Consider the following 16,924-nt stretch of genomic DNA (forward strand, 5'->3'; position numbering starts at 1 on the left):
GACCTGCGACGAGAATAGGCAACCAGCAGTCGGCCACGCGTCAGGCCAGCAGCGCGATGCTGTGGTCGGAGCCGAGCGTGAACGCCGCGCCGTTCAGGTCATCGTGCCGGTGCGTCCGCGTAGCGCAGGTACGGCTTGACCTCGACGACATCCTTGAAGAGCTTGACGGCATCCTCGGTGCTCACGCTCGTGGACACGATGACTCGCTCGCCCGGCTTCCAGTCCGCAGGAGTGGCGATCGGGTCGCGATCGGTGGCCTGCAGGGCATCGATCACCCGCACGATCTCGTCGAAGTTGCGCCCCACTGACTTGGGATAGGTCAGCATGAGCCGCAGCTTGTTGTCCGGGTCGATGATGAAGACCGAACGGACAGTCGACGTGTCGCCCTCGCCGGGGTGGATCATGTCGTACAGCTCGGCAACCTTGCGGTCCGGATCGGCGACGATCGGGAAGTTCAGCGGTGTTCCGGTGACTTCGCTGATGTCGGGCGCCCAGGCGCGGTGCTCCTCGACCGGATCGACCGAGAGGGCCAACGCCTTTGTGTTTCGCTTGGCGAACTCGCTGTGCAGGGCTGCGGTGCGACCAAGCTCGGTCGTGCAGACCGGGGTGAAGTCGGCGGGGTGGCTGAAGAACACCACCCAGGAGCCGGCCTTCCAGTCATGGAAGGACAGCACGCCGTCGGTCGTGTCCGCAGTGAAGTCTGGGGCTATGTCGCCCAGGTGAAGACTCATGATGATGGTTCTCCTCTGATGGTTGATGTCACGTGCGTGATGTGGGCGTCTCAGGCCGGGGAGTGGGTCGCCGCCCATGCGGCGTAGCCACCGGTGAGGTCCGAGACGTCGGTGTAGCCCTGGGTGAGCAGGTAGGACGCCGCCACGCTCGAGCGCCAGCCACCGGCGCAGTTCACGACGACCGAACCCTCGCGAGGCACCTCGCTGAGTCGGCTGCGCAGCTGGGCGAGCGGCACGTTGACCGAGCCGGGAATCGCGCCGTCCTCAACCTCGCCGGCATTGCGGACATCGATGACGCTGACGCTTTGCGAGGCGTCGGCAAGGACCTCGTCCAGCTGGGACGGGGTGATCCGGCTGCCGTGGCTCACACCGGTTGCCTCGCGGGAGAGGAGCACTTCCTCGATCTCGGGGAGGTAGCCGACCACCTGGTCGAAGCCGATGCGGGCCAGGCGGGTGACACCTTCGACCTCGTGTCCCTCGGGCGCAACCAGGACGATGGTGTCGGCCGGGTCCAGGAGCATGCCCGCGGTCTCGGCGAAGCGACCGTCGAGCGGGACGCTCAGGGAGCCCTTGAGATGACCTGCGACGAAGTCGACCTGGTCTCGCGCGTCCAGCAGGATCGCTCCGTCCGCAACGGCAGAGAACGCACTGTCCGAGTCGAGCTCGAGAGCCGATCCATCGTCGAAGGTGTCGTGGACCTGGCGGTTGAGCGTCGCATCGTGGATGAAGTAGGCGGGTGCCGGTGGCTGGCCTGCTGTCACGAGGGCGACGAAGGACGCCTCGTCCATCGGCTGGCAGGCATAGTTGAACCGGCGCTGCTCTCCGATCGTCGACTGCTTCTCGGTCGACAGGTTCTTGCCGCACGCAGAGCCTGCGCCGTGGGCGGGGAAAACACGGACAGCGTCATCGAGTCCCATGAGCCGGTGCTGGACCGAGTCGTAGAGCTGGTGGCCGAGCTCGGCCGCCGTGACCCCGACGGAGGCGAGCAGGTCCGGGCGACCGACGTCACCGATGAAGAGTGCGTCACCGGTGAGGACACCGTAGGGAGTCCCGTCGTCGGCGTGCTCGCGGACCAGGATGCTGATCGACTCGGGGGTGTGACCGGGCGTGTGCATGATTTCCAACGTCACGCCACTGCCATCGCCCAGGTCGATCCGCTCGCCGTCGGCCAGGTGACGGAACTCGTAGTCGGCCTCCGCCGCGTCGCCGTAGCCGATCCAGGCACCGGTGGCTGCGGCCATCTCGAGGTGGCCGGCCAGGAAGTCTGCGTGGAAGTGGGTGTTGATGACTCCGACGATCTCCAGCCCGTTGGCGGCGGCCTCGTCGAGGTACTCCTGCACGTCACGTCGTGGGTCGACGACCACGGCTCGGCCGGTCGTGGTGTCACCGATGAGGTACGACGCCTGCGACAAGCAGTCCAGGTAGTGCTGGACGAAGTGCATTCCCGGTCGGCTTGCGGATTCGGTGCTGTCCGCTGCTGCGGTGGCTGCCTGTGTGTTCATGCGGTGCTACCTCTCTCGTAGCCGGCCTGGAAGAGGTCCAGCAAATGTACGTACATCTTGTATTCAGACTAGCACCTAACCCCCCGCGGGGTTAGACCCCTCGCTGTGTCAAGCCTCTCTTGCGCTCGCGCTGGAATGTACGTACATTAAGGAGTGCCCCGATTCTCGATGCGACAGAGAGGCTGCACCCGACATGAGCGTTTCCTCTCCCGGCGCATCGATCGTCCCCGTCGACCGCCACAGCTCCGAGCCCCTCTGGGCGCAGGTTCAGTCCGATATCGAGCGTCGACTCCACACTGGGGAGTTCCACCACTCCTTTCCCGGCGAGATGGCACTCGTGGACCAGTACGGCGTCAGCCGCCACACGGTACGCAAGGCATTGCGTCGCCTTCGGGAGTCCGGCATGGTCGAGGCCTCTCGTGGTCGCTCGCCCAAGGTTGCCGACAACGAGATCGCCCAGCCGCAGGGAGCGCTCTACAGCCTCTTCGCCTCGGTGGAATCGGCCGGCCACCAGCAACGCAGCATCGTCCGAGCGCTCGACACCCGCGCCGACGGGACGGTCGCGACGCGTCTGGGTCTTGAGGAATCGACTCCCCTGATCTATCTCGAGCGGATTCGGCTCAGTGACGACGAGCCGCTCGCGATGGACCGAGTCTGGCTACCCGCGCGGATCGCCGCGCCCCTCTTGGACGCAGACTTCGCCCAGACCTCGCTGTACGCCGAGCTCGACACCCGATGCGACGTACGGCTGACCGGCGGCCGCGAGCAGGTACGCGCCGTGATGCCGACACCTGCCGAGCGTCTGCTGCTCGAGATCCCCGACGGCGTCGCGGCCCTGGCGATCGAGCGCACCGGCGAGCTGCGCGGTCGCCCGGTCGAGTGGCGCCAGACCGTGGTGCGCGGCGACAGATTCAGCCTGGTCACCGACGTCAGCCGTCCTGATCAGCCATCCGTGACGGTGTTCAACCGCGTACCCGCCCACCCACCGAAGGAAGCCTCATGACATCGATCCACGACGTGTCCATCGCCCGCGCTGCTGAGCTGGCCGCCGAGGGCGCGCTGATGCTCGACGTGCGCGAGCCCGATGAGTGGCAGGCCGGGCACATGGCCGGCGCGGTCCACGTGCCCCTGGGCCAGCTGGATCCGTCAACGATCCCCGTCGGCACTCCCATCGTGGCGGTCTGCCGGTCCGGCAACCGATCCGGCAAGGCAGCCATCCTGTTGGCCGACGCTGGACACGAGGTCGTCAACATGGACGGCGGGATGCTTGCGTGGAGCGAGGCTGGCCTGCCGGTGGTCACCACTGAACAAGACCCCGGCGCCATGTGATGGATCTGCTGTGGATCGTCCTGCTGGGCCTCCTGATCGGAGCCGTGCTCGGCGGCCTCGGCGGCGGAGGTGCCATCCTCACCGTCCCGGTGCTGGTCTACATCGTCGGCCAGTCCGGCCAAGCCGCCACCACCAGCAGCCTTGTCATCGTCGGTCTCAGCGCTGCGGTCGGTGTGCTCTCCTACCTGTCCGCCAGGCGAGTGCGATGGGGCCTCGGCCTGGCGTTCGGCCTGATCGGCCTCCCTGCCACCTTCCTCGGCAGCTTCCTCAACCAACGGGTCGACGAGAACGTCCTCCTGCTGGGCTTTTCGGGCCTCATGGTCGTCGCGGCGCTAGCCATGGTCGTCGACAACGCGCGGACTCACGAGTCGGACACCACGGACGGGGTCACGACAGAGCCCGGTGCGACCCCGGCCGCACGCCCGTCGCCGGCTGTCGTGGTCGCCGTCGCGCTTGCCGTTGGGCTGCTCACGGGCTTCTTCGGCGTCGGCGGTGGATTCGTCATCGTGCCGGCCCTCGTGCTCGCACTGCGTCTGCCGATCCAGCAAGCTGTGGGCACCTCGCTGATGATCGTCGCGCTCAACTCGGCGACGGCGCTGGTCTCGCGCGCCGGCACCGCACACTTCGACTGGGCCGTGATCATCCCGTTCACACTCGCCGCGATGGTGGCCACGCTGATCGGCAAGCGCGTGGCCGACAGGCTCCCGGCAGCCCACGTCAAGCACGGCTTCGCCGCGCTGCTGCTTCTGGTCGCGGGCTACACGGCTTGGCAGAGCGTCGACGGTCTGACCAGCGACTCGGCGCCCACTGCGACTTCTGCGGTCTCCTCGGCGACCTTGGCCGACGCGGCAGATCAGCTGCCTGCAATCGATCGTAGGCGCACCACGATCCTCTGATCGGGCTCCAGGCGGAGATCGTTGGGATCGCCCTCGACGCTCCCTCCATTGCTGGTGACCTCCACACTCTCCCCCGCCACTGCACTGATCTCGCCGATCTGCGTCGGTGTCAGCGTGACGCCCCACTGCGTGAACAGCTGCCCCAGCGTGAATCTCTCGCCCACTGTGCTGGCTTCAATGTGGATCAAGCCGTCTGCCTCGTGCGTGTGCACCGCAGACATGGCGCCACTGACCGGATCAACGCCGATGTTGGGCGGGATCGGCACGGCCTCCCCATCGATCATCACGATGAGGTGCGGGTGGTAGTGCTCAGCCATACCCATGGGGCCCATGTCGAGACCCGCGAGGGCCGCCCGCTCGGCCACATTCGTCGGTGCCGACCATCGGGACTCGGCCACTGGTTGACCGGACGACTCCTGCGTGCTGGCGCATCCGGCCAGCACGCCGGCGAGCAGCAGCCCCGTCGTGGGCCAGGTGGCTCGTCTCACTGGGTCCCGTCCCCGTTCTGGCGCTTCCGTACCGCTCGTCGCGACGGGCGCATCGTCCACCTGGCCAACAAGGCCAGTACGAGGACTATCGCGAACGCGACGATCCACGACGTGTAGCCAGCGATCCCGTGGCCGAAGCCGCCGAGCCCTCCGACGCCCAGTTGAAAGGTCACGCGGTTCCACGGAGGACGGCCTTGCGCGCTTCGTACTCCTCGCGGTCCACCTCGCCGCGGGCGAACCGATCGTCGAGGATCTCAAGAGCCGTACGATCCTGGGTCCGATCGCCACCGCGGCTCCGATCGCTGCCCCGGAAGATCATCACGCCGGCAAGGATCACCAAGCCCCAGAAGGCGGCCATCACCGCGATCATGACGACCCAGCTTCCTGCGCCCATCCCATTCCCGTACCAATCCATCATCTTGAACAACTCCTTCGCGTGTCTTGCTCCCTCCATGCTCACCCGCCCGCGGGGCTCGTCCGGTCGAGGTTGTGTGAAGGTTCGTTGAAGAAGTCGCGCAGAGGTCCCTGACCAGCGTCGTCGCGCAGCCCAGGCTGGCACCATGAGTGTCATGTCCTCCGCGAGCCCCGGTTCCCCACCAGGCGTTCAGACTGTCGCAGCGACGCCAGCACCGGAGAAACCCCGCTCGGGCATGCGCGCGCTGATCGTCGAGGACGAGGAGGCGCTGGCCGGGCTGCTCGTCAGCTACTTCGAGCGCGACGGGTTCGACGTTTCATCGACCGGCGACGGGCTGATGGCTGTCGACCTCGCACGCCAGGTCGATCCCGATGTCGTCGTCCTGGACCTCGGACTGCCGGGACTGGACGGTGTCGAGGTCTGCCGGCAGCTGCGCACCTTCTCGGATGCCTACCTGGTCATGGTGACCGCACGCAGCGACGAGGTGGACACCCTGATCGGACTCTCGGTCGGCGCCGACGACTACCTCACCAAGCCCTTCAGCCCCCGTGAGCTGATGGCCCGCGTGCAGGCGATGTTGCGCCGCCCACGACTGCTGGCGCACGAGGGCAGCGCGTTGGCACGAGCAGACTCCTTCGGGAAGCTGACCATCGACCGAGCCGGCCGTGACGTCTGGCTCGACGGCGAGCCCGTGGCACTGACCCGTACCGAGTTCGACCTGTTGGCCGCGCTGTCCGAACGGCCGAAGATCGTCTTGACCCGACGCCAGCTCATCAACCACGTGTGGGGGCCTACCTGGGTCGGCGACGAGCACCTCGTCGACGTTCACATCGGGCACCTACGTCGCAAGCTCGACGACGGAGCTGCTGACAGCCGTTTCATCCGAACGGTCCGCGGCGTGGGCTACCGGATGGGTGCCGGCGCATGACCCTCCGCGAACGTCTGGGCAGCGGCTTCGGAGTCCGGCTGCTCGGCGCCCAGGCGTTGGTCCTGCTCGCCGGCGCCGCGACGACCTGGATCGTCGCCACAATCGTCGGCCCCGGCATCTTCCGCGACCATCTGCACCGGGCGGGTGTCCCGCACACCGCAGCGGAGGAACAGCACGTGGAGCGGGCCTTCACCTCGTCCCTTGCCATCGCGATCTCGATCGCATTGGTCGCTGCGACCGTCACGGCCCTGGCTGTGACGTGGTACTTCTCGCGTCGGGTCCAACGATCCATCGCGCAGGTGTCCACTGCAACGGCGCACGTGGCCGCCGGACAGTACGACGTACGCGTCAACGACCCCGGGCTGGGCCGGGAGTTCTCGGTCCTCGCGTCCACCAGCAACACGCTCGCGGAACGGCTGGAGACCGCCGAGACCACTCGCCGTCGGATGCTCGCGGACCTGGCCCACGAGATGCGCACCCCGCTGGCCACCGTCGACGCGCACCTGGAGGCGATCGAGGATGGCATCCGAGACCTCGACGCCGACACTCTCGGCGTGATCCGCCTGAGCACCCAGCGGCTGAAGCGGCTCGCGGAAGACATCTCGGCAGTCTCGCGCGCCGAGGAGGGAATCCTGGACATCACTCGAACGCCGATAGCGGCGGCCGGCCTGGTGAGCGCCGCCGCCCGCACGGCCGACGGCCGCATCGCCGCCGCAGGCATCAACCTCCAGATCGACCTGATGACCGACGCGCAGGTGCTGGTCGATCCTGATCGCATCGGCCAGGTGCTCACCAACCTGCTCGACAACGCGCTGCGCCACACCCCGCCCGGCGGCACCGTCCGGATCTCCTGCTCCCTGCGTGGGCGATGGGTCCAGTACGTCGTGGCCGACACCGGCGACGGCATCGCGCCCGAACACCTCAGTCACGTCTTCGAGCGCTTCTATCGCGCGGACGCCGCACGGGCTCGCGCCCACGGGGGTTCGGGAATCGGACTCAGCATCGCCAAGGCGCTGGTCGAGGCCCACGGCGGTGAGATCACCGCGTCCAGTCCAGGACCAGGACGTGGGGCGGAGTTCTCGGTCCGCCTGCGGGTGATCTGAGACTCGATCGCCAACCACCGGCGATCTTCGTCAAACCTTCATCGAACCCGCGCCGGAACTCCGTACCGACGCGGCAGGCTCAAGGTTGGCCGCCCAGAAGCGGCTTTGCCTGACCCGACTCGGATGAGGATTCATGCCTGAACTATCGCGTCGCGGCCTGCTGCTCGGCGGACTGGCCATCGCCGCCACGGGCGCACTCGGCGCCTGTACGTCGCCATCAAGCAACCGGGTCACGTCGACGTTCGGGCCTCCCACTCGTCTGTCCGCGGCTCCCGGGCAGAGCGTGGTCGAGCGCACCCTGGTTGCGAAGCCAGCGACCCTGGACCTCGGCGGCACCGCCGTCGAGACCTGGGCGTTCGGCGACACGGCACCCGGTCCGCTGATCCGCGCGAACGCGGGCGACCTGCTCAGGATCCGTTTCGAGAACCAACTCCCGGCAGACACCACTGTGCACTGGCACGGCATCGCACTGCGCAACGAGGCTGACGGTGTCCCGGGCCTGACCCAGAACCCGATCACGTCCGGCGACTCATTCCTCTACGAGTTCACCGCGCCTGATCCGGGCACGTACTTCTACCACCCACACGTGGGAGTGCAGCTCGACCGAGGCCTCTACGCACCCCTGATCATCGACGACCCACGCGAGACCGGCGGCTACGACTCGGAATGGGTCCTCGTCCTGGACGACTGGGTCGACGGCACGGGTCGCACCCCCGACGACGTGCTGGCCGAGCTCAGCGCCGCCGACGGGGAGGACTCCGGCGGCATGGGCGGCATGGACATGGGCGGCAAAAGCATGGGTGATCCCCCGTTCGGGGATGCCGGCGACGTGGCCTATCCCCACTACCTGATCAACGGCCGCGTCCCGACAGCCCCCGACGTACTTCGCGGCAAGCCGGGCGAGCGCGTCCGGCTCCGCATCATCAACGCCGGCTCCGACACCCTGTTCACCGTTGCTCTTGGCGGGCACCGACTCACGATCACCCACACCGATGGCTATGCCGTGCAGCCCCGTGAGACCGACGCGCTCTACATCGGGATGGGCGAACGCTACGACGCCATCGTGACACTCGAGGACGGGGTCTTTCCCCTCGTCGCCGCACCATACGGGAAGAAGGGCCAGGCCATGGCCCTGGTTCGCACCGGCGCCGGCAGTGCACCGGCACCGACCGTCCACCTGACTGAGCTCGACGGTGCGATCCTCGAGGCCAACGACCTGCAACCGGCTGAGTCGACTCGACTTCCCTCCCGGAAGCCCGATGCCACCGAGATGGTCCATCTGAGCGGCCAGATGGCGCCCTACCGGTGGGCCATCAACGGCGCTGCCTACGGCAAGAACGATCCCATCCTGATCGACCAGGGCGACCGGGTACGTCTGCAACTGATGAACATGACGCAGATGACCCACCCCATGCACGTCCACGGCCACACCTTCGCCCTGCCCAACGGCCTTCGGAAGGACACCGTGCTCGTCAAGCCGATGTCATCCCTGTCGGTCGACCTGCAGGCCGACAACCCTGGTTCCTGGATGACGCACTGCCACAACATCTACCACGGCGAGGCCGGGATGATGATCGCCCTCAACTACCGGACCTGACGCTCAGCGGATCGCTCGGTTCAGCCGAGGATGGACCAGCGCCCGACGGTGACATCAACCACGACGTCACCGTGCGGGGTGACCCGCAGGAGCACAGCGATGCGTTGCATCACGATGATCTGCTCGCGCCACCGCGGTGTGGCATTATGCGATCGGCATCGGGCCGCCCCGAATCGCGCGCACCGACTGGTGGTGTCACTCCCTCTGCACCCCTGACCCGAAAGGACCCTGTTCCGTGAACCGTGTGGTCGTGGCTCTCAGCTGTGAACCGGTGGGCCTGATCTCGGCGCGTAGCGTGCCGCCTCGCTCGCCACACCATTCGGCTCGAGCAATCGGCGGGTCCCCGTGTTCGTAGCGTTCAAGGAGATCCGCCGGTCTCTCGGCCGGTTCTCACTGCTGACCTCCGCAGTGGCACTGCTGGTGCTGCTGCTCCTGTTCTTCCAAGCGGTGGCCGGCACCTTAACGAGCGGTCTGACCGGTGGGCTGGAGTCGAGCTCGGCCGATGTCCTGGTCTACGACGCGCAGGCCCGCCGCAACCCGGCGACGAGCATCGTGCCGTCGTCGGTGCAGGCAGAAGTCGCGGCGGCGACCGATGTGGTGGCCACGTCGCAGATCGGGCTGAGCGTGTTCACCGGGACGACCGCTGGGACGGAGATCGACGTCCAGCTGGTGGGTGGCGACATGTCAGGGCCGTCCGTGCCGACCGATGTCGCGGACGGCCGACTCCCGCGCGCTCGTGGCGAGGCGTTGCTCAGTGGCTCGTCGTTCGACACCCCCATCAAGATCGGCCAGCTCGTCACCGTGGAAGGCGTGAAGCTCAAGGTCGTGGGGACCGCCGACGACGCCGCCTTCAACGTGCTCCCCACCTTGTACGTCCCGTTCGCGGACTACGTCGCCGCGGCGCAGGAAAGAGCGGGCGCACCAATCGACGTGGCGCCCTCCCTGATCGGCGTCAAGGTCGCCGACGGCGTTGACCCGGAGGTCGTCGCCCGCTCACTGACCGCGTCGATCGACGGGATCGAGGCACTGGACCGGTCGGCGGCCGTCGACGCGCTCCCCGGAGTCAGCTCGATCACCCAGTCGTTCTCGATCCTCTACCTGCTGCTGTACCTGGTCGTTGCGATCGTCACCGGCGTGTTCTTCCTGATCCTCACGGTCCAGAAGCAGGATGCACTCGTGCTGCTGCGCGCCGTGGGTGCCAGCAGTCGTGACCTGATCGGCTCGGTCCTGATGCAGGCGCTCGTGGTGGTGGGGCTCGGCGCGCTGCTGGGCTCGGCAGTCACCGCGGCACTGCTGGCCCTGACCCAGGACGTCTTCGGTGCGACCCTCAGCGTGGGCGGGACGGCAAGGACCGTGGGTCTGATCATTGCGCTGGGCCTCGTGGCCTCGGTCGGCGCAGTACGTCGCGTGCTGGCCGTCGACCCGGTCGAAGCGACCACCACCGGAGGCATCTGACCCATGAGAATCGCGTTCAAGGAGCTGGTCCGTCAGCCCGGTCGATTCCTCTCGGTCGGCGGGGCGCTCACCATGTTGGTCGTGCTCCTGGTCGTGCTGGGCGGCTTCCTGGACGGTCTGGAGCTCAACCAGACCGGTCCCTACCGAGCTCATGAGGGCCGACTGCTCGTCTTCTCCGATCAGAGCAAGCTGCTGATCCAGAGGTCACAGGTGGATGCCGAGGAGGCTGCGCAGCTGGGCGCCACCGACGGGGTCGCGGCGGTCGGAGCGCTCAACCAGATCCAGTCGACGGCCAGTGACGATCAGGGCGACATCATCGACATCGTCCTGTTCGGGTACGACCTGTCGACCGACGTGCTCCCCTCTCCCCCGGCTGACGGTGGCGCCATCATCGACCAGGCGCTGGCCGACCGCAACGACGTCGCCGTGGGCGACACCCTCCTGGTCGGCGCGACAGCGGAGCCGGTCGAGGTCGCCGGGGTCGTCGACGACCTCAGTCAGGGCTCACCCACGATCTGGATCTCGACCGAGCGTTGGCGGGCGATCGTCAAGGCAGGAAATCCGGCTGCCCTGCCACCGGAGGGGTTCAACCAGGCGTTGGTCATCGAGCCGAGCGGCGGCGCCGACACCAAGGCGCTCATCGGCAGCCTGGCTGCCGTCGACGGCGTCGCCGCGGTCCCCCCGAAGCAGGCGATCGACGCCCTGCCCGTTGTGCAGCAGCAGTCATCGACCTTCCAGGGCATCATCGGGGTCACCTTCGTCGTCACGCTGCTGGTCGTGGCGCTGTTCTTCACCCTCATCACTTTGGAACGGGTCGATCTCTACGCGGTGCTCAAGGCACTGGGCGCCCGGACCGGCAACCTGATGGCCGGGATCTCGACCCAGGCCCTGGGCGTGAGCCTGGTGGCGCTTGCCCTCGGCTTCGGGCTGAGCGTGGGCTTCGTCGGCCTGCTGCCGGCCGAGCTGCCAGTACGGCTGGAGGCAGCCCGGATGCTCCAGACCGCGGTCGGCGTGCTTGCGAGCGCGCTCCTCGGGAGCCTGTTCACCCTGCGCCGAATCTTGCGTATCGACCCTGCCGAAGCGATTGGATAGCACCATGCCCGCACTTGAGCTGGACAAGGTCCGGAAGGTCTACGGAGCCGGTGAACAGCAGGTTGTCGCCCTGAACGACGTCAGCCTGACGGTCGAGGACGACGAGATGATGGTCCTCGTCGGCCCGTCCGGGTCGGGCAAGACCACCCTGCTCACCGTGGCCGGAGCACTCCTCCGCCCGACGTCGGGCAGTGTGCGGGTCGGCGGGACGGAGATCACCGACCTCGACGACAAGCAGCTGGCCCGGTTTCGACGGGACCAGGTGGGATTCGTCTTCCAGTCCGTCAATCTGGTCTCGTTCCTGACTGCCAAGGAGAACCTGCTCGTCGTCAGGCAGTTCGGCGGCTCCCGGATCGACGCTGCGGCCAGGAAGCGGGCCGATCAGCTGCTCGACGAACTGGGCCTCGGTGGACGTGGCAACAACCTGCCGGGCCAGCTCTCCGGTGGCGAGAAGCAGCGGGTGGCCATCGGCCGGGCGCTGATGAACGACCCCTCGCTGGTGCTGGTCGACGAGCCGACATCGGCACTGGACTCCGAGCTCGGCAAGCAGGTGATGGACCTGCTCCAACGGGAGATCAAGGGGCGCGGCGTCTCGGCGATCATCGTCACGCACGACGACCGGGTTCTGCACTACGGCGACCGCACCGTGCGGATCGTCGACGGCGCCCTCGAGGCGACGGACGTGTCCCGCGCGTGACCCTCGGTGGGACAGACCCCCGTCGCCGCTAGGTCTTCTTCTGAGTTCTCCGGACTGCCGTGACGGTGCCGTGCACCTCGCACACGGCTGCCAGCGTGTTGTAGACGGTCCCAAACTTGCGAAGGTTGGTGTGGACGAGCTCGACACGTCGTTCGGGTTCGTCGGTGCTGATCCGCAGGGCGTACTCGATGTGGGTGAACTTGGGCGGCGCGTCCTGCCGGTGAAGCACGACCTCGAGGTGGGCATCGTCGTACTCAAAGCCCAGCAGGGCACCCGAACGGGCCAGGTTCTTGAGCATGCAAGCGGCGAAGGCGCTGCCCAACAGGTCCGCCGGACCAGGTGCTCCGGTCGACGGGGTCGCCCACCCTGCGTCGATCGGGACGACGGCCTGAGCGGCGGTGACCTCCGCCACGTCGCCGTGAACAGCCCGGGCTGTGACCTTGTACTCCAGTGGTGCGGCCGCAGTCGTCATGAGGAGGACGCGACCGTGAGGAGCTGCTTCACATCAGTGGATCTCGACACGACCATGCATGAAGCGTACGACCGTGGGGTCATCTGCCACCGGGCGCGGGATCCATGGAGCGGGCCTCGTGTCACTGCCGTGGTCTCGGTGGGCGCGGCGACGACCGGGGGACGTCGCTCGCCGCACCCGGCTCAGACCCGGACCACCTGTCAGTTGGTCAGCTGGTTGCGGCGCTCTTGTCTGCAGCCGCGCGGCGACCGTGCCCCTTGCCGTTGCCCTCGGCCTTTCGGTCCGCGGCTAGCGAGTCCATGGCTTCGGTGACCTTCTGCTCCGAGATGCCCAGTTCGTCCGCAAGGGCCGAAGCCATCTCCGCCCGGCGAGCTTCTCGCTGGGCCTCGGTGGGCCTCGTCCGGGTCCCGTCCTCGGCCGACTTGGGCTCGCGGTCATCGCGGACCGCCTTCAGCGCGGCCGTCACGTCTGACTCGTCGAGGTCGAGCGCCGTGGCGAGTTCCGCGGCGCGCTCGCCCGATCCCCCACGGTGACCCCGACCGTGGCCGCGCCCCTCATCGGTCGAGGACGCGTCCGCAGCCGATGCGGTGTTCTGCGTTGCCGAGTCCTGCGCAGAGGTGCCGTCCTCGGAGGCAGAGGCCATGCCGATTCCACCGAGAGCGATGCCTGCTCCGGCCACCGAGATGACCGCAGTCGTGCCTGCTTTGCGAAGAATGCTCATGGGATTACTCCTCGTGCCGGTCTCCCGGCGCCGGACCTCGTTGGTCGAGGTCGTCTGAAGCCACATTGCTGAGGAGAACTGGCAGCGACGTCAGCACGCCTTGTGAATCAGGTGTGAAAGGCGAACCGGTTGCGGGGTCAGAGCTTCTGGAGCAGTTCCGCGACCTCGCGGCGAAGCACCTTGCCCATCGCGTTGGCGGGCAGCGCCTCGAGCGCGAAGACGCGGCGAGGGACCTTGTAGGGGGTCAGCTCTCCGCGGACGTGCGTACGCAGCGCATCGGAGTCGACCTGCTGGCCCTCGACGGCCACCACGGCGGCGACCACTTCCTCGGCACCGTCGGCACTGCGGATTCCGACCACCGCGGCGTCGGCGACAGAGGCGTGTAGGCGCAGGGCCGCCTCGACCTCGGACGGATAGACGTTGAAGCCGCCGGTGATGATGACTTCCTTGATCCGGTCGACGATCGTGATGAAGCCGTCCGGCGCCATCGTCACGATGTCACCGGTGCGGAACCAGCCATCGTGGAAGGCGGCTCGGGTCTCCTCTGGCAGGTCGCGGTAGCCGTCGAAGACCTGCGGTCCACGCACCAGCAGCTCGCCGCGATCTCCGAGAGCAACCTCGCGGTCGAGATCCTCAGGATCGACTATGCGCACCTGGGTGTCAGGGAACGGGACCCCGATCGAGCCGGGGCGCCTGGCCTTGGACATCGGGTTGCCGACGATGACCGGGGAGGTCTCGGTGAGGCCGTAGCCCTCGACCAGCAGGCCTCCGGTGGCGGCCTCCCAACGCTCGACCAGCGGGGCCTGGAGTGCCATCGCGCCGGAGAGCGACCACTTGATCCCCCGGATCGAAATGCCCCGCTTCTCCGCCTCGTCGACGATCTTCGCGTACAGCGGTGGGACCGCCGGAAGGAACGAGGGCACATCGCGCTTGATCGCATCCATGATCAGACCGATGTCGGGCTTGGGGAGCAGCACCAGCTTGGACCCCAACGAGAGGCCCAGGAGCACGCTCACGGTCACGCCGTACGCGTGGAAGAGCGGGAGCGCGACCATGACGGTCTCGCGACCGGGCTCCATTGCGGGGACCCACGCCTGGCCCTGCAGCACGTTGGCCACGAGATTGCGGTGACGCAGGGGCACGCCCTTCGGCTGACCGGTGGTGCCGGACGTGTAGAGCATCAGGGCGACGTCGTCGGCGACCGGACGCGGGTGCGCGTCGTCGATCGGGTCGTTGGCCAGCAGGATCTTCCACGGCATCGCGTCGGGTGCCGGCGTGTGCAACGTGTCGCGGGCCGCGCGGGCCTTGGCAATCGGGAGTCGCAGGGCCAGGCGCTTGGCGAGGGGAAGCTCGGCGGTGAGGTCGACCGCGATGACGTGCTCGAGTGCGGTGCTGGTCCGCAGCGACTCGACCACCGGGACGACCTTGTCCCAGACGATCGCGACGCGGGCCGCGTGGTCCACGAAGGGTGCTCGCAGCTCACCGGCCGTGTAGAGCGGGTTGTGCTCGACGACCGTGGCGCCAAGGCGTACGACCGCCAGGAAGGCGATCACGTTCTGGGGGCAGTTGGGCATCGCCAGCGCGACGTTGTCGCCGGCCTTGACGCCGAGGCCGCGCAGGCCTTCGGCGACCCGGCACACGGCGTCAGCGGTCTCGGCGTACGTCGTCACCCGGCCCATGAAGTCCAGTGCCGGCCGCCCGGCGTGGTCGCGCGCGGCCCCCTCGAAGAGGTCGAGCACCGTCGTGTCGCCGTACACAAGCGAGAGCGGGACTCCGGGGGCGTAGGACTCCGCCCAGATGGGGGGCTGAGCTGACATGGACAGGCCTTTCCGGCACAGAATGAGTGGAACAGGACTACACCCTCAAACTACATCCGGGCGGTATCGCCGGCTGCGCAGGACGACCGAGGCCCTGGTCGTGGTCATGCTCGACCGGATCCATTCGCACTCGGGCCCCTAGGCGCGGTCTGCCAGCTCAAGCAGGCGCCCCACGGATGTGGCCGCTGCCCCAATGGGATCTCTGTCACCGGTCAACCCCGCGTACAACAAGGATGCGTCGATCATCTGTGCCAACAGGTCCACGTCGGGACCGTCCGCGACCGCCGCGCGTCCCGATCGGTCCAGCACGACACGGAGCGCGGCCAGGTGCCCCGGACGGAACTCGGCCATCGTGGCCCGCAGGTCCGGATCCCGATACGCCGCGAGCATCGGCTCCAGCCGGATAGCCACCACGTTCGCGTTCAGCGCCGGGGCATAGAACGTCTCGATCAGCCGTCGCGCGGTCTCCTCGGGAGTTCGGTCACATTCGGGGATCGCCAACGCGTACGCCATCGCGCTGTCCCGTCGAAGCTCCTCCGCGCCGCGTACCGCCGCCTGGTACAGACCTGCCTTGGACGGGAAGTAGTAGTTGGCGGACCCGGCCGGGACACCGGCCGCCTCGGCGACCCTGCGGTGCGTGACAGCGTCGGGACCATGCTGGATCAGCAGGGTCGCGGCGGCTTCGCCGAGTGCCCTCTGCCGAGTGCTGCTGCGTTCTTGTGTGGTTGCCCTCACCCGAGGTGTCGTCATACGCCGAATCGTATCTACCCCCCACCGGGAATAACCCATACATCTGTATAGGTTGGCATGTGTGTGAAGCCAGAGCGGCTTCCTGACATCGAGGTGTGACGTGAACACAACGCAACTGGCCCAGCAAGGGCTCACGATCGACTGGGCGAACATGCCCACGTACAACACGATCATGTCGATTGCCGCAGGCGCCGGCCTGCTCGGCATCGTCATACTCGTCAAGCAACTGATGACCAAGCCGAGCGACGTGAGCGCGGAAGGCTGGTCGCTCGCCTTCGGCGTCCTGGGCACGATCCTGACGACCACGGGCCTGCACATGACGCTGACCTGGCCGCTGGCCGCCGGCGGGTTCCCGTTCGACAACATCATCTTCGGTGAGACCAGTCTGGGATTCGGTGTGCTGCTGCTCGCCGCCTCGGTCTACATGTGGCGCCGCGGGGCCGAGGCGTTGACCCAACCCGAACCGCTGGTCGCGCTGGCCAAGGTCGCCCAACCGATCTCGGTGTTCATCGGCGGACTGGGTCTCGCGCTGTTCGGCATCGCCGTCGCTGGCGTGAAGTACCAGCTGTTTGCAGCTCCGCCGCAGGAGCCGATCTCCGGCGAGTTTGCGCAATGGCCGCTGGTCGAGGCGATCTTCATGTCGGGCCTGTTCGCCCTGGTCGGCGTCGGCGCTGTACTGTTCCCGTTCGTCGTCAAGAGCATCAAGAACGCTGCGACAAAGGCCACACTGCCGATCAGGATCACCGGCATCGTGTGGGCCGTGACCGGTGTCGCGTTCATCCTGTTCGGCGCGCTGAACTACTTCACCCACATCGGCCTGATCGTCAACACCATGTGACCCCTTGGCAGCGGCGGTCCACGATGTGGGGTCACAGGAGGCCGAACGAGGCCCCCTGGCATCGGACCGCCCTGCAGGCGTCCGGTCCGAGCC

General features: G+C 67.5%; 19 protein-coding genes. 10 read left to right on the plus strand and 9 right to left on the minus strand.

What is annotated here, in order from left to right; all coding sequences use genetic code 11:
- Nucleotides 1–98 precede the first annotated feature (98 nt).
- Entirely contained in the window at nt 99–731 is a 633-nt protein-coding gene (locus tag C6I20_RS07465; RefSeq protein WP_118395383.1) for a peroxiredoxin, read from the minus strand.
- A 50-nt stretch (nt 732–781) separates the two neighbouring features.
- Nucleotides 782–2,233 carry a rhodanese-like domain-containing protein gene (locus tag C6I20_RS07470; protein ID WP_216823020.1) on the minus strand — a complete coding sequence of 484 codons (1,452 nt, stop codon included), beginning with the start codon at nt 2,231–2,233 and terminating at the stop codon, nt 782–784.
- 193 nt (nt 2,234–2,426) lie between these two features.
- On the opposite strand from C6I20_RS07470, the gene C6I20_RS07475 reads away from it, so the two are divergent.
- Genes C6I20_RS07475 through C6I20_RS07485 form a run of 3 tightly spaced genes read left to right on the plus strand, consistent with a single transcriptional unit; the run spans nt 2,427 to nt 4,458 of the window.
- Nucleotides 2,427–3,236, plus strand: coding sequence for a GntR family transcriptional regulator (locus C6I20_RS07475; protein WP_118395385.1), 810 nt, complete (start codon nt 2,427–2,429; stop codon nt 3,234–3,236).
- Nucleotides 3,233–3,562: a rhodanese-like domain-containing protein gene (locus tag C6I20_RS07480; RefSeq protein WP_118395386.1), complete on the plus strand. Its 330-nt coding sequence runs from the start codon at nt 3,233–3,235 to the stop codon at nt 3,560–3,562. Before C6I20_RS07475 ends, C6I20_RS07480 begins: the two co-directional genes overlap by 4 nt.
- Entirely contained in the window at nt 3,562–4,458 is an 897-nt protein-coding gene (locus C6I20_RS07485) for a sulfite exporter TauE/SafE family protein (RefSeq protein ID WP_118395387.1), read from the plus strand. Before C6I20_RS07480 ends, C6I20_RS07485 begins: the two co-directional genes overlap by 1 nt.
- On the opposite strand, the gene C6I20_RS07490 is transcribed toward C6I20_RS07485, so the two are convergent.
- From C6I20_RS07490 to C6I20_RS07495, 3 genes are read right to left on the minus strand one after another with little or no spacing between them, the layout of a single operon-like run.
- Nucleotides 4,416–4,946, minus strand: coding sequence for a hypothetical protein (locus C6I20_RS07490; protein ID WP_216823021.1), 531 nt, complete (start codon nt 4,944–4,946; stop codon nt 4,416–4,418). The genes C6I20_RS07485 and C6I20_RS07490 overlap by 43 nt on opposite strands.
- Nucleotides 4,943–5,119, minus strand: a complete 177-nt coding sequence (locus C6I20_RS17060; RefSeq protein ID WP_162891188.1) for a hypothetical protein — start codon at nt 5,117–5,119, stop codon at nt 4,943–4,945. Before C6I20_RS17060 ends, C6I20_RS07490 begins: the two co-directional genes overlap by 4 nt.
- The gene (locus C6I20_RS07495) at nt 5,116–5,340 is read right to left on the minus strand and encodes an SHOCT domain-containing protein (protein ID WP_216823022.1); all 225 of its coding nucleotides are present in this window, start codon (nt 5,338–5,340) and stop codon (nt 5,116–5,118) included. The genes C6I20_RS17060 and C6I20_RS07495 overlap by 4 nt, the downstream gene beginning before the upstream one ends.
- A 256-nt stretch (nt 5,341–5,596) precedes the next feature.
- Between C6I20_RS07495 and C6I20_RS07500 the strand changes: the two genes are divergently transcribed.
- From C6I20_RS07500 to C6I20_RS07525, 6 genes are all read left to right on the plus strand, one after another.
- Nucleotides 5,597–6,289, plus strand: coding sequence for a response regulator transcription factor (locus C6I20_RS07500; protein ID WP_254052318.1), 693 nt, complete (start codon nt 5,597–5,599; stop codon nt 6,287–6,289).
- Nucleotides 6,286–7,392: a cell wall metabolism sensor histidine kinase WalK gene (locus tag C6I20_RS07505; RefSeq protein ID WP_118395388.1), complete on the plus strand. Its 1,107-nt coding sequence runs from the start codon at nt 6,286–6,288 to the stop codon at nt 7,390–7,392. Before C6I20_RS07500 ends, C6I20_RS07505 begins: the two co-directional genes overlap by 4 nt.
- Nucleotides 7,393–7,525: 133 nt before the next feature.
- Nucleotides 7,526–8,989, plus strand: coding sequence for a multicopper oxidase family protein (locus C6I20_RS07510; RefSeq protein WP_118395389.1), 1,464 nt, complete (start codon nt 7,526–7,528; stop codon nt 8,987–8,989).
- Nucleotides 8,990–9,334: 345 nt separating this feature from the next.
- On the plus strand, nt 9,335–10,444 hold the full coding sequence (locus C6I20_RS07515) for an FtsX-like permease family protein (RefSeq protein WP_118395390.1): 1,110 nt from the start codon (nt 9,335–9,337) through the stop codon (nt 10,442–10,444).
- A gap of 3 nt (nt 10,445–10,447) precedes the next feature.
- On the plus strand, nt 10,448–11,536 hold the full coding sequence (locus tag C6I20_RS07520) for an ABC transporter permease (RefSeq protein ID WP_118395391.1): 1,089 nt from the start codon (nt 10,448–10,450) through the stop codon (nt 11,534–11,536).
- A gap of 4 nt (nt 11,537–11,540) precedes the next feature.
- Nucleotides 11,541–12,233 carry an ABC transporter ATP-binding protein gene (locus C6I20_RS07525; RefSeq protein ID WP_118395392.1) on the plus strand — a complete coding sequence of 231 codons (693 nt, stop codon included), beginning with the start codon at nt 11,541–11,543 and terminating at the stop codon, nt 12,231–12,233.
- Nucleotides 12,234–12,261: 28 nt separating this feature from the next.
- Here C6I20_RS07525 and C6I20_RS07530 read toward each other — a convergent pair whose 3' ends face one another.
- The 4 genes from C6I20_RS07530 to C6I20_RS07545 all read right to left on the minus strand — a co-directional run bounded on the left by C6I20_RS07530 (nt 12,262) and on the right by C6I20_RS07545 (nt 15,993).
- Nucleotides 12,262–12,705, minus strand: coding sequence for an OsmC family protein (locus C6I20_RS07530; RefSeq protein WP_118395393.1), 444 nt, complete (start codon nt 12,703–12,705; stop codon nt 12,262–12,264).
- A gap of 208 nt (nt 12,706–12,913) precedes the next feature.
- Complete coding sequence (locus C6I20_RS07535; protein WP_118395394.1) at nt 12,914–13,426, minus strand: hypothetical protein; 513 nt, start codon at nt 13,424–13,426, stop codon at nt 12,914–12,916.
- 137 nt (nt 13,427–13,563) lie between these two features.
- Nucleotides 13,564–15,243 carry a long-chain-fatty-acid--CoA ligase gene (locus tag C6I20_RS07540; RefSeq protein ID WP_174232947.1) on the minus strand — a complete coding sequence of 560 codons (1,680 nt, stop codon included), beginning with the start codon at nt 15,241–15,243 and terminating at the stop codon, nt 13,564–13,566.
- A gap of 138 nt (nt 15,244–15,381) precedes the next feature.
- Nucleotides 15,382–15,993, minus strand: a complete 612-nt coding sequence (locus tag C6I20_RS07545; RefSeq protein ID WP_162891189.1) for a TetR/AcrR family transcriptional regulator — start codon at nt 15,991–15,993, stop codon at nt 15,382–15,384.
- 100 nt (nt 15,994–16,093) lie between these two features.
- Between C6I20_RS07545 and C6I20_RS07550 the strand changes: the two genes are divergently transcribed.
- Nucleotides 16,094–16,831: a DUF981 family protein gene (locus tag C6I20_RS07550; protein WP_254052287.1), complete on the plus strand. Its 738-nt coding sequence runs from the start codon at nt 16,094–16,096 to the stop codon at nt 16,829–16,831.
- Nucleotides 16,832–16,924 lie beyond the last annotated feature (93 nt).

It is taken from the genome of Aeromicrobium sp. A1-2 (assembly GCF_003443875.1).
In the GTDB taxonomy this organism is placed as follows: domain Bacteria; phylum Actinomycetota; class Actinomycetes; order Propionibacteriales; family Nocardioidaceae; genus Aeromicrobium.

Excerpts from the sequence above, each read along its gene's own strand:
- C6I20_RS07465 (WP_118395383.1), bottom strand. The coding sequence starts at position 731 with ATGAGTCTTCACCTGGGCGACATAGCCCCAGACTTCACTGCGGACACG.
- C6I20_RS07505 (WP_118395388.1), top strand. The coding sequence starts at position 6,286 with ATGACCCTCCGCGAACGTCTGGGCAGCGGCTTCGGAGTCCGGCTGCTC.
- C6I20_RS07535 (WP_118395394.1), bottom strand. The coding sequence starts at position 13,426 with ATGAGCATTCTTCGCAAAGCAGGCACGACTGCGGTCATCTCGGTGGCC.
- C6I20_RS07530 (WP_118395393.1), bottom strand. The coding sequence starts at position 12,705 with ATGACGACTGCGGCCGCACCACTGGAGTACAAGGTCACAGCCCGGGCT.
- C6I20_RS07525 (WP_118395392.1), top strand. The coding sequence starts at position 11,541 with ATGCCCGCACTTGAGCTGGACAAGGTCCGGAAGGTCTACGGAGCCGGT.
- C6I20_RS07500 (WP_254052318.1), top strand. The coding sequence starts at position 5,597 with ATGCGCGCGCTGATCGTCGAGGACGAGGAGGCGCTGGCCGGGCTGCTC.
- C6I20_RS07545 (WP_162891189.1), bottom strand. The coding sequence starts at position 15,993 with ATGACGACACCTCGGGTGAGGGCAACCACACAAGAACGCAGCAGCACT.
- C6I20_RS07510 (WP_118395389.1), top strand. The coding sequence starts at position 7,526 with ATGCCTGAACTATCGCGTCGCGGCCTGCTGCTCGGCGGACTGGCCATC.
- C6I20_RS07480 (WP_118395386.1), top strand. The coding sequence starts at position 3,233 with ATGACATCGATCCACGACGTGTCCATCGCCCGCGCTGCTGAGCTGGCC.
- C6I20_RS07485 (WP_118395387.1), top strand. The coding sequence starts at position 3,562 with ATGGATCTGCTGTGGATCGTCCTGCTGGGCCTCCTGATCGGAGCCGTG.
- C6I20_RS07520 (WP_118395391.1), top strand. The coding sequence starts at position 10,448 with ATGAGAATCGCGTTCAAGGAGCTGGTCCGTCAGCCCGGTCGATTCCTC.
- C6I20_RS07470 (WP_216823020.1), bottom strand. The coding sequence starts at position 2,233 with ATGAACACACAGGCAGCCACCGCAGCAGCGGACAGCACCGAATCCGCA.
- C6I20_RS07475 (WP_118395385.1), top strand. The coding sequence starts at position 2,427 with ATGAGCGTTTCCTCTCCCGGCGCATCGATCGTCCCCGTCGACCGCCAC.
- C6I20_RS07495 (WP_216823022.1), bottom strand. The coding sequence starts at position 5,340 with ATGGGCGCAGGAAGCTGGGTCGTCATGATCGCGGTGATGGCCGCCTTC.
- C6I20_RS07540 (WP_174232947.1), bottom strand. The coding sequence starts at position 15,243 with ATGTCAGCTCAGCCCCCCATCTGGGCGGAGTCCTACGCCCCCGGAGTC.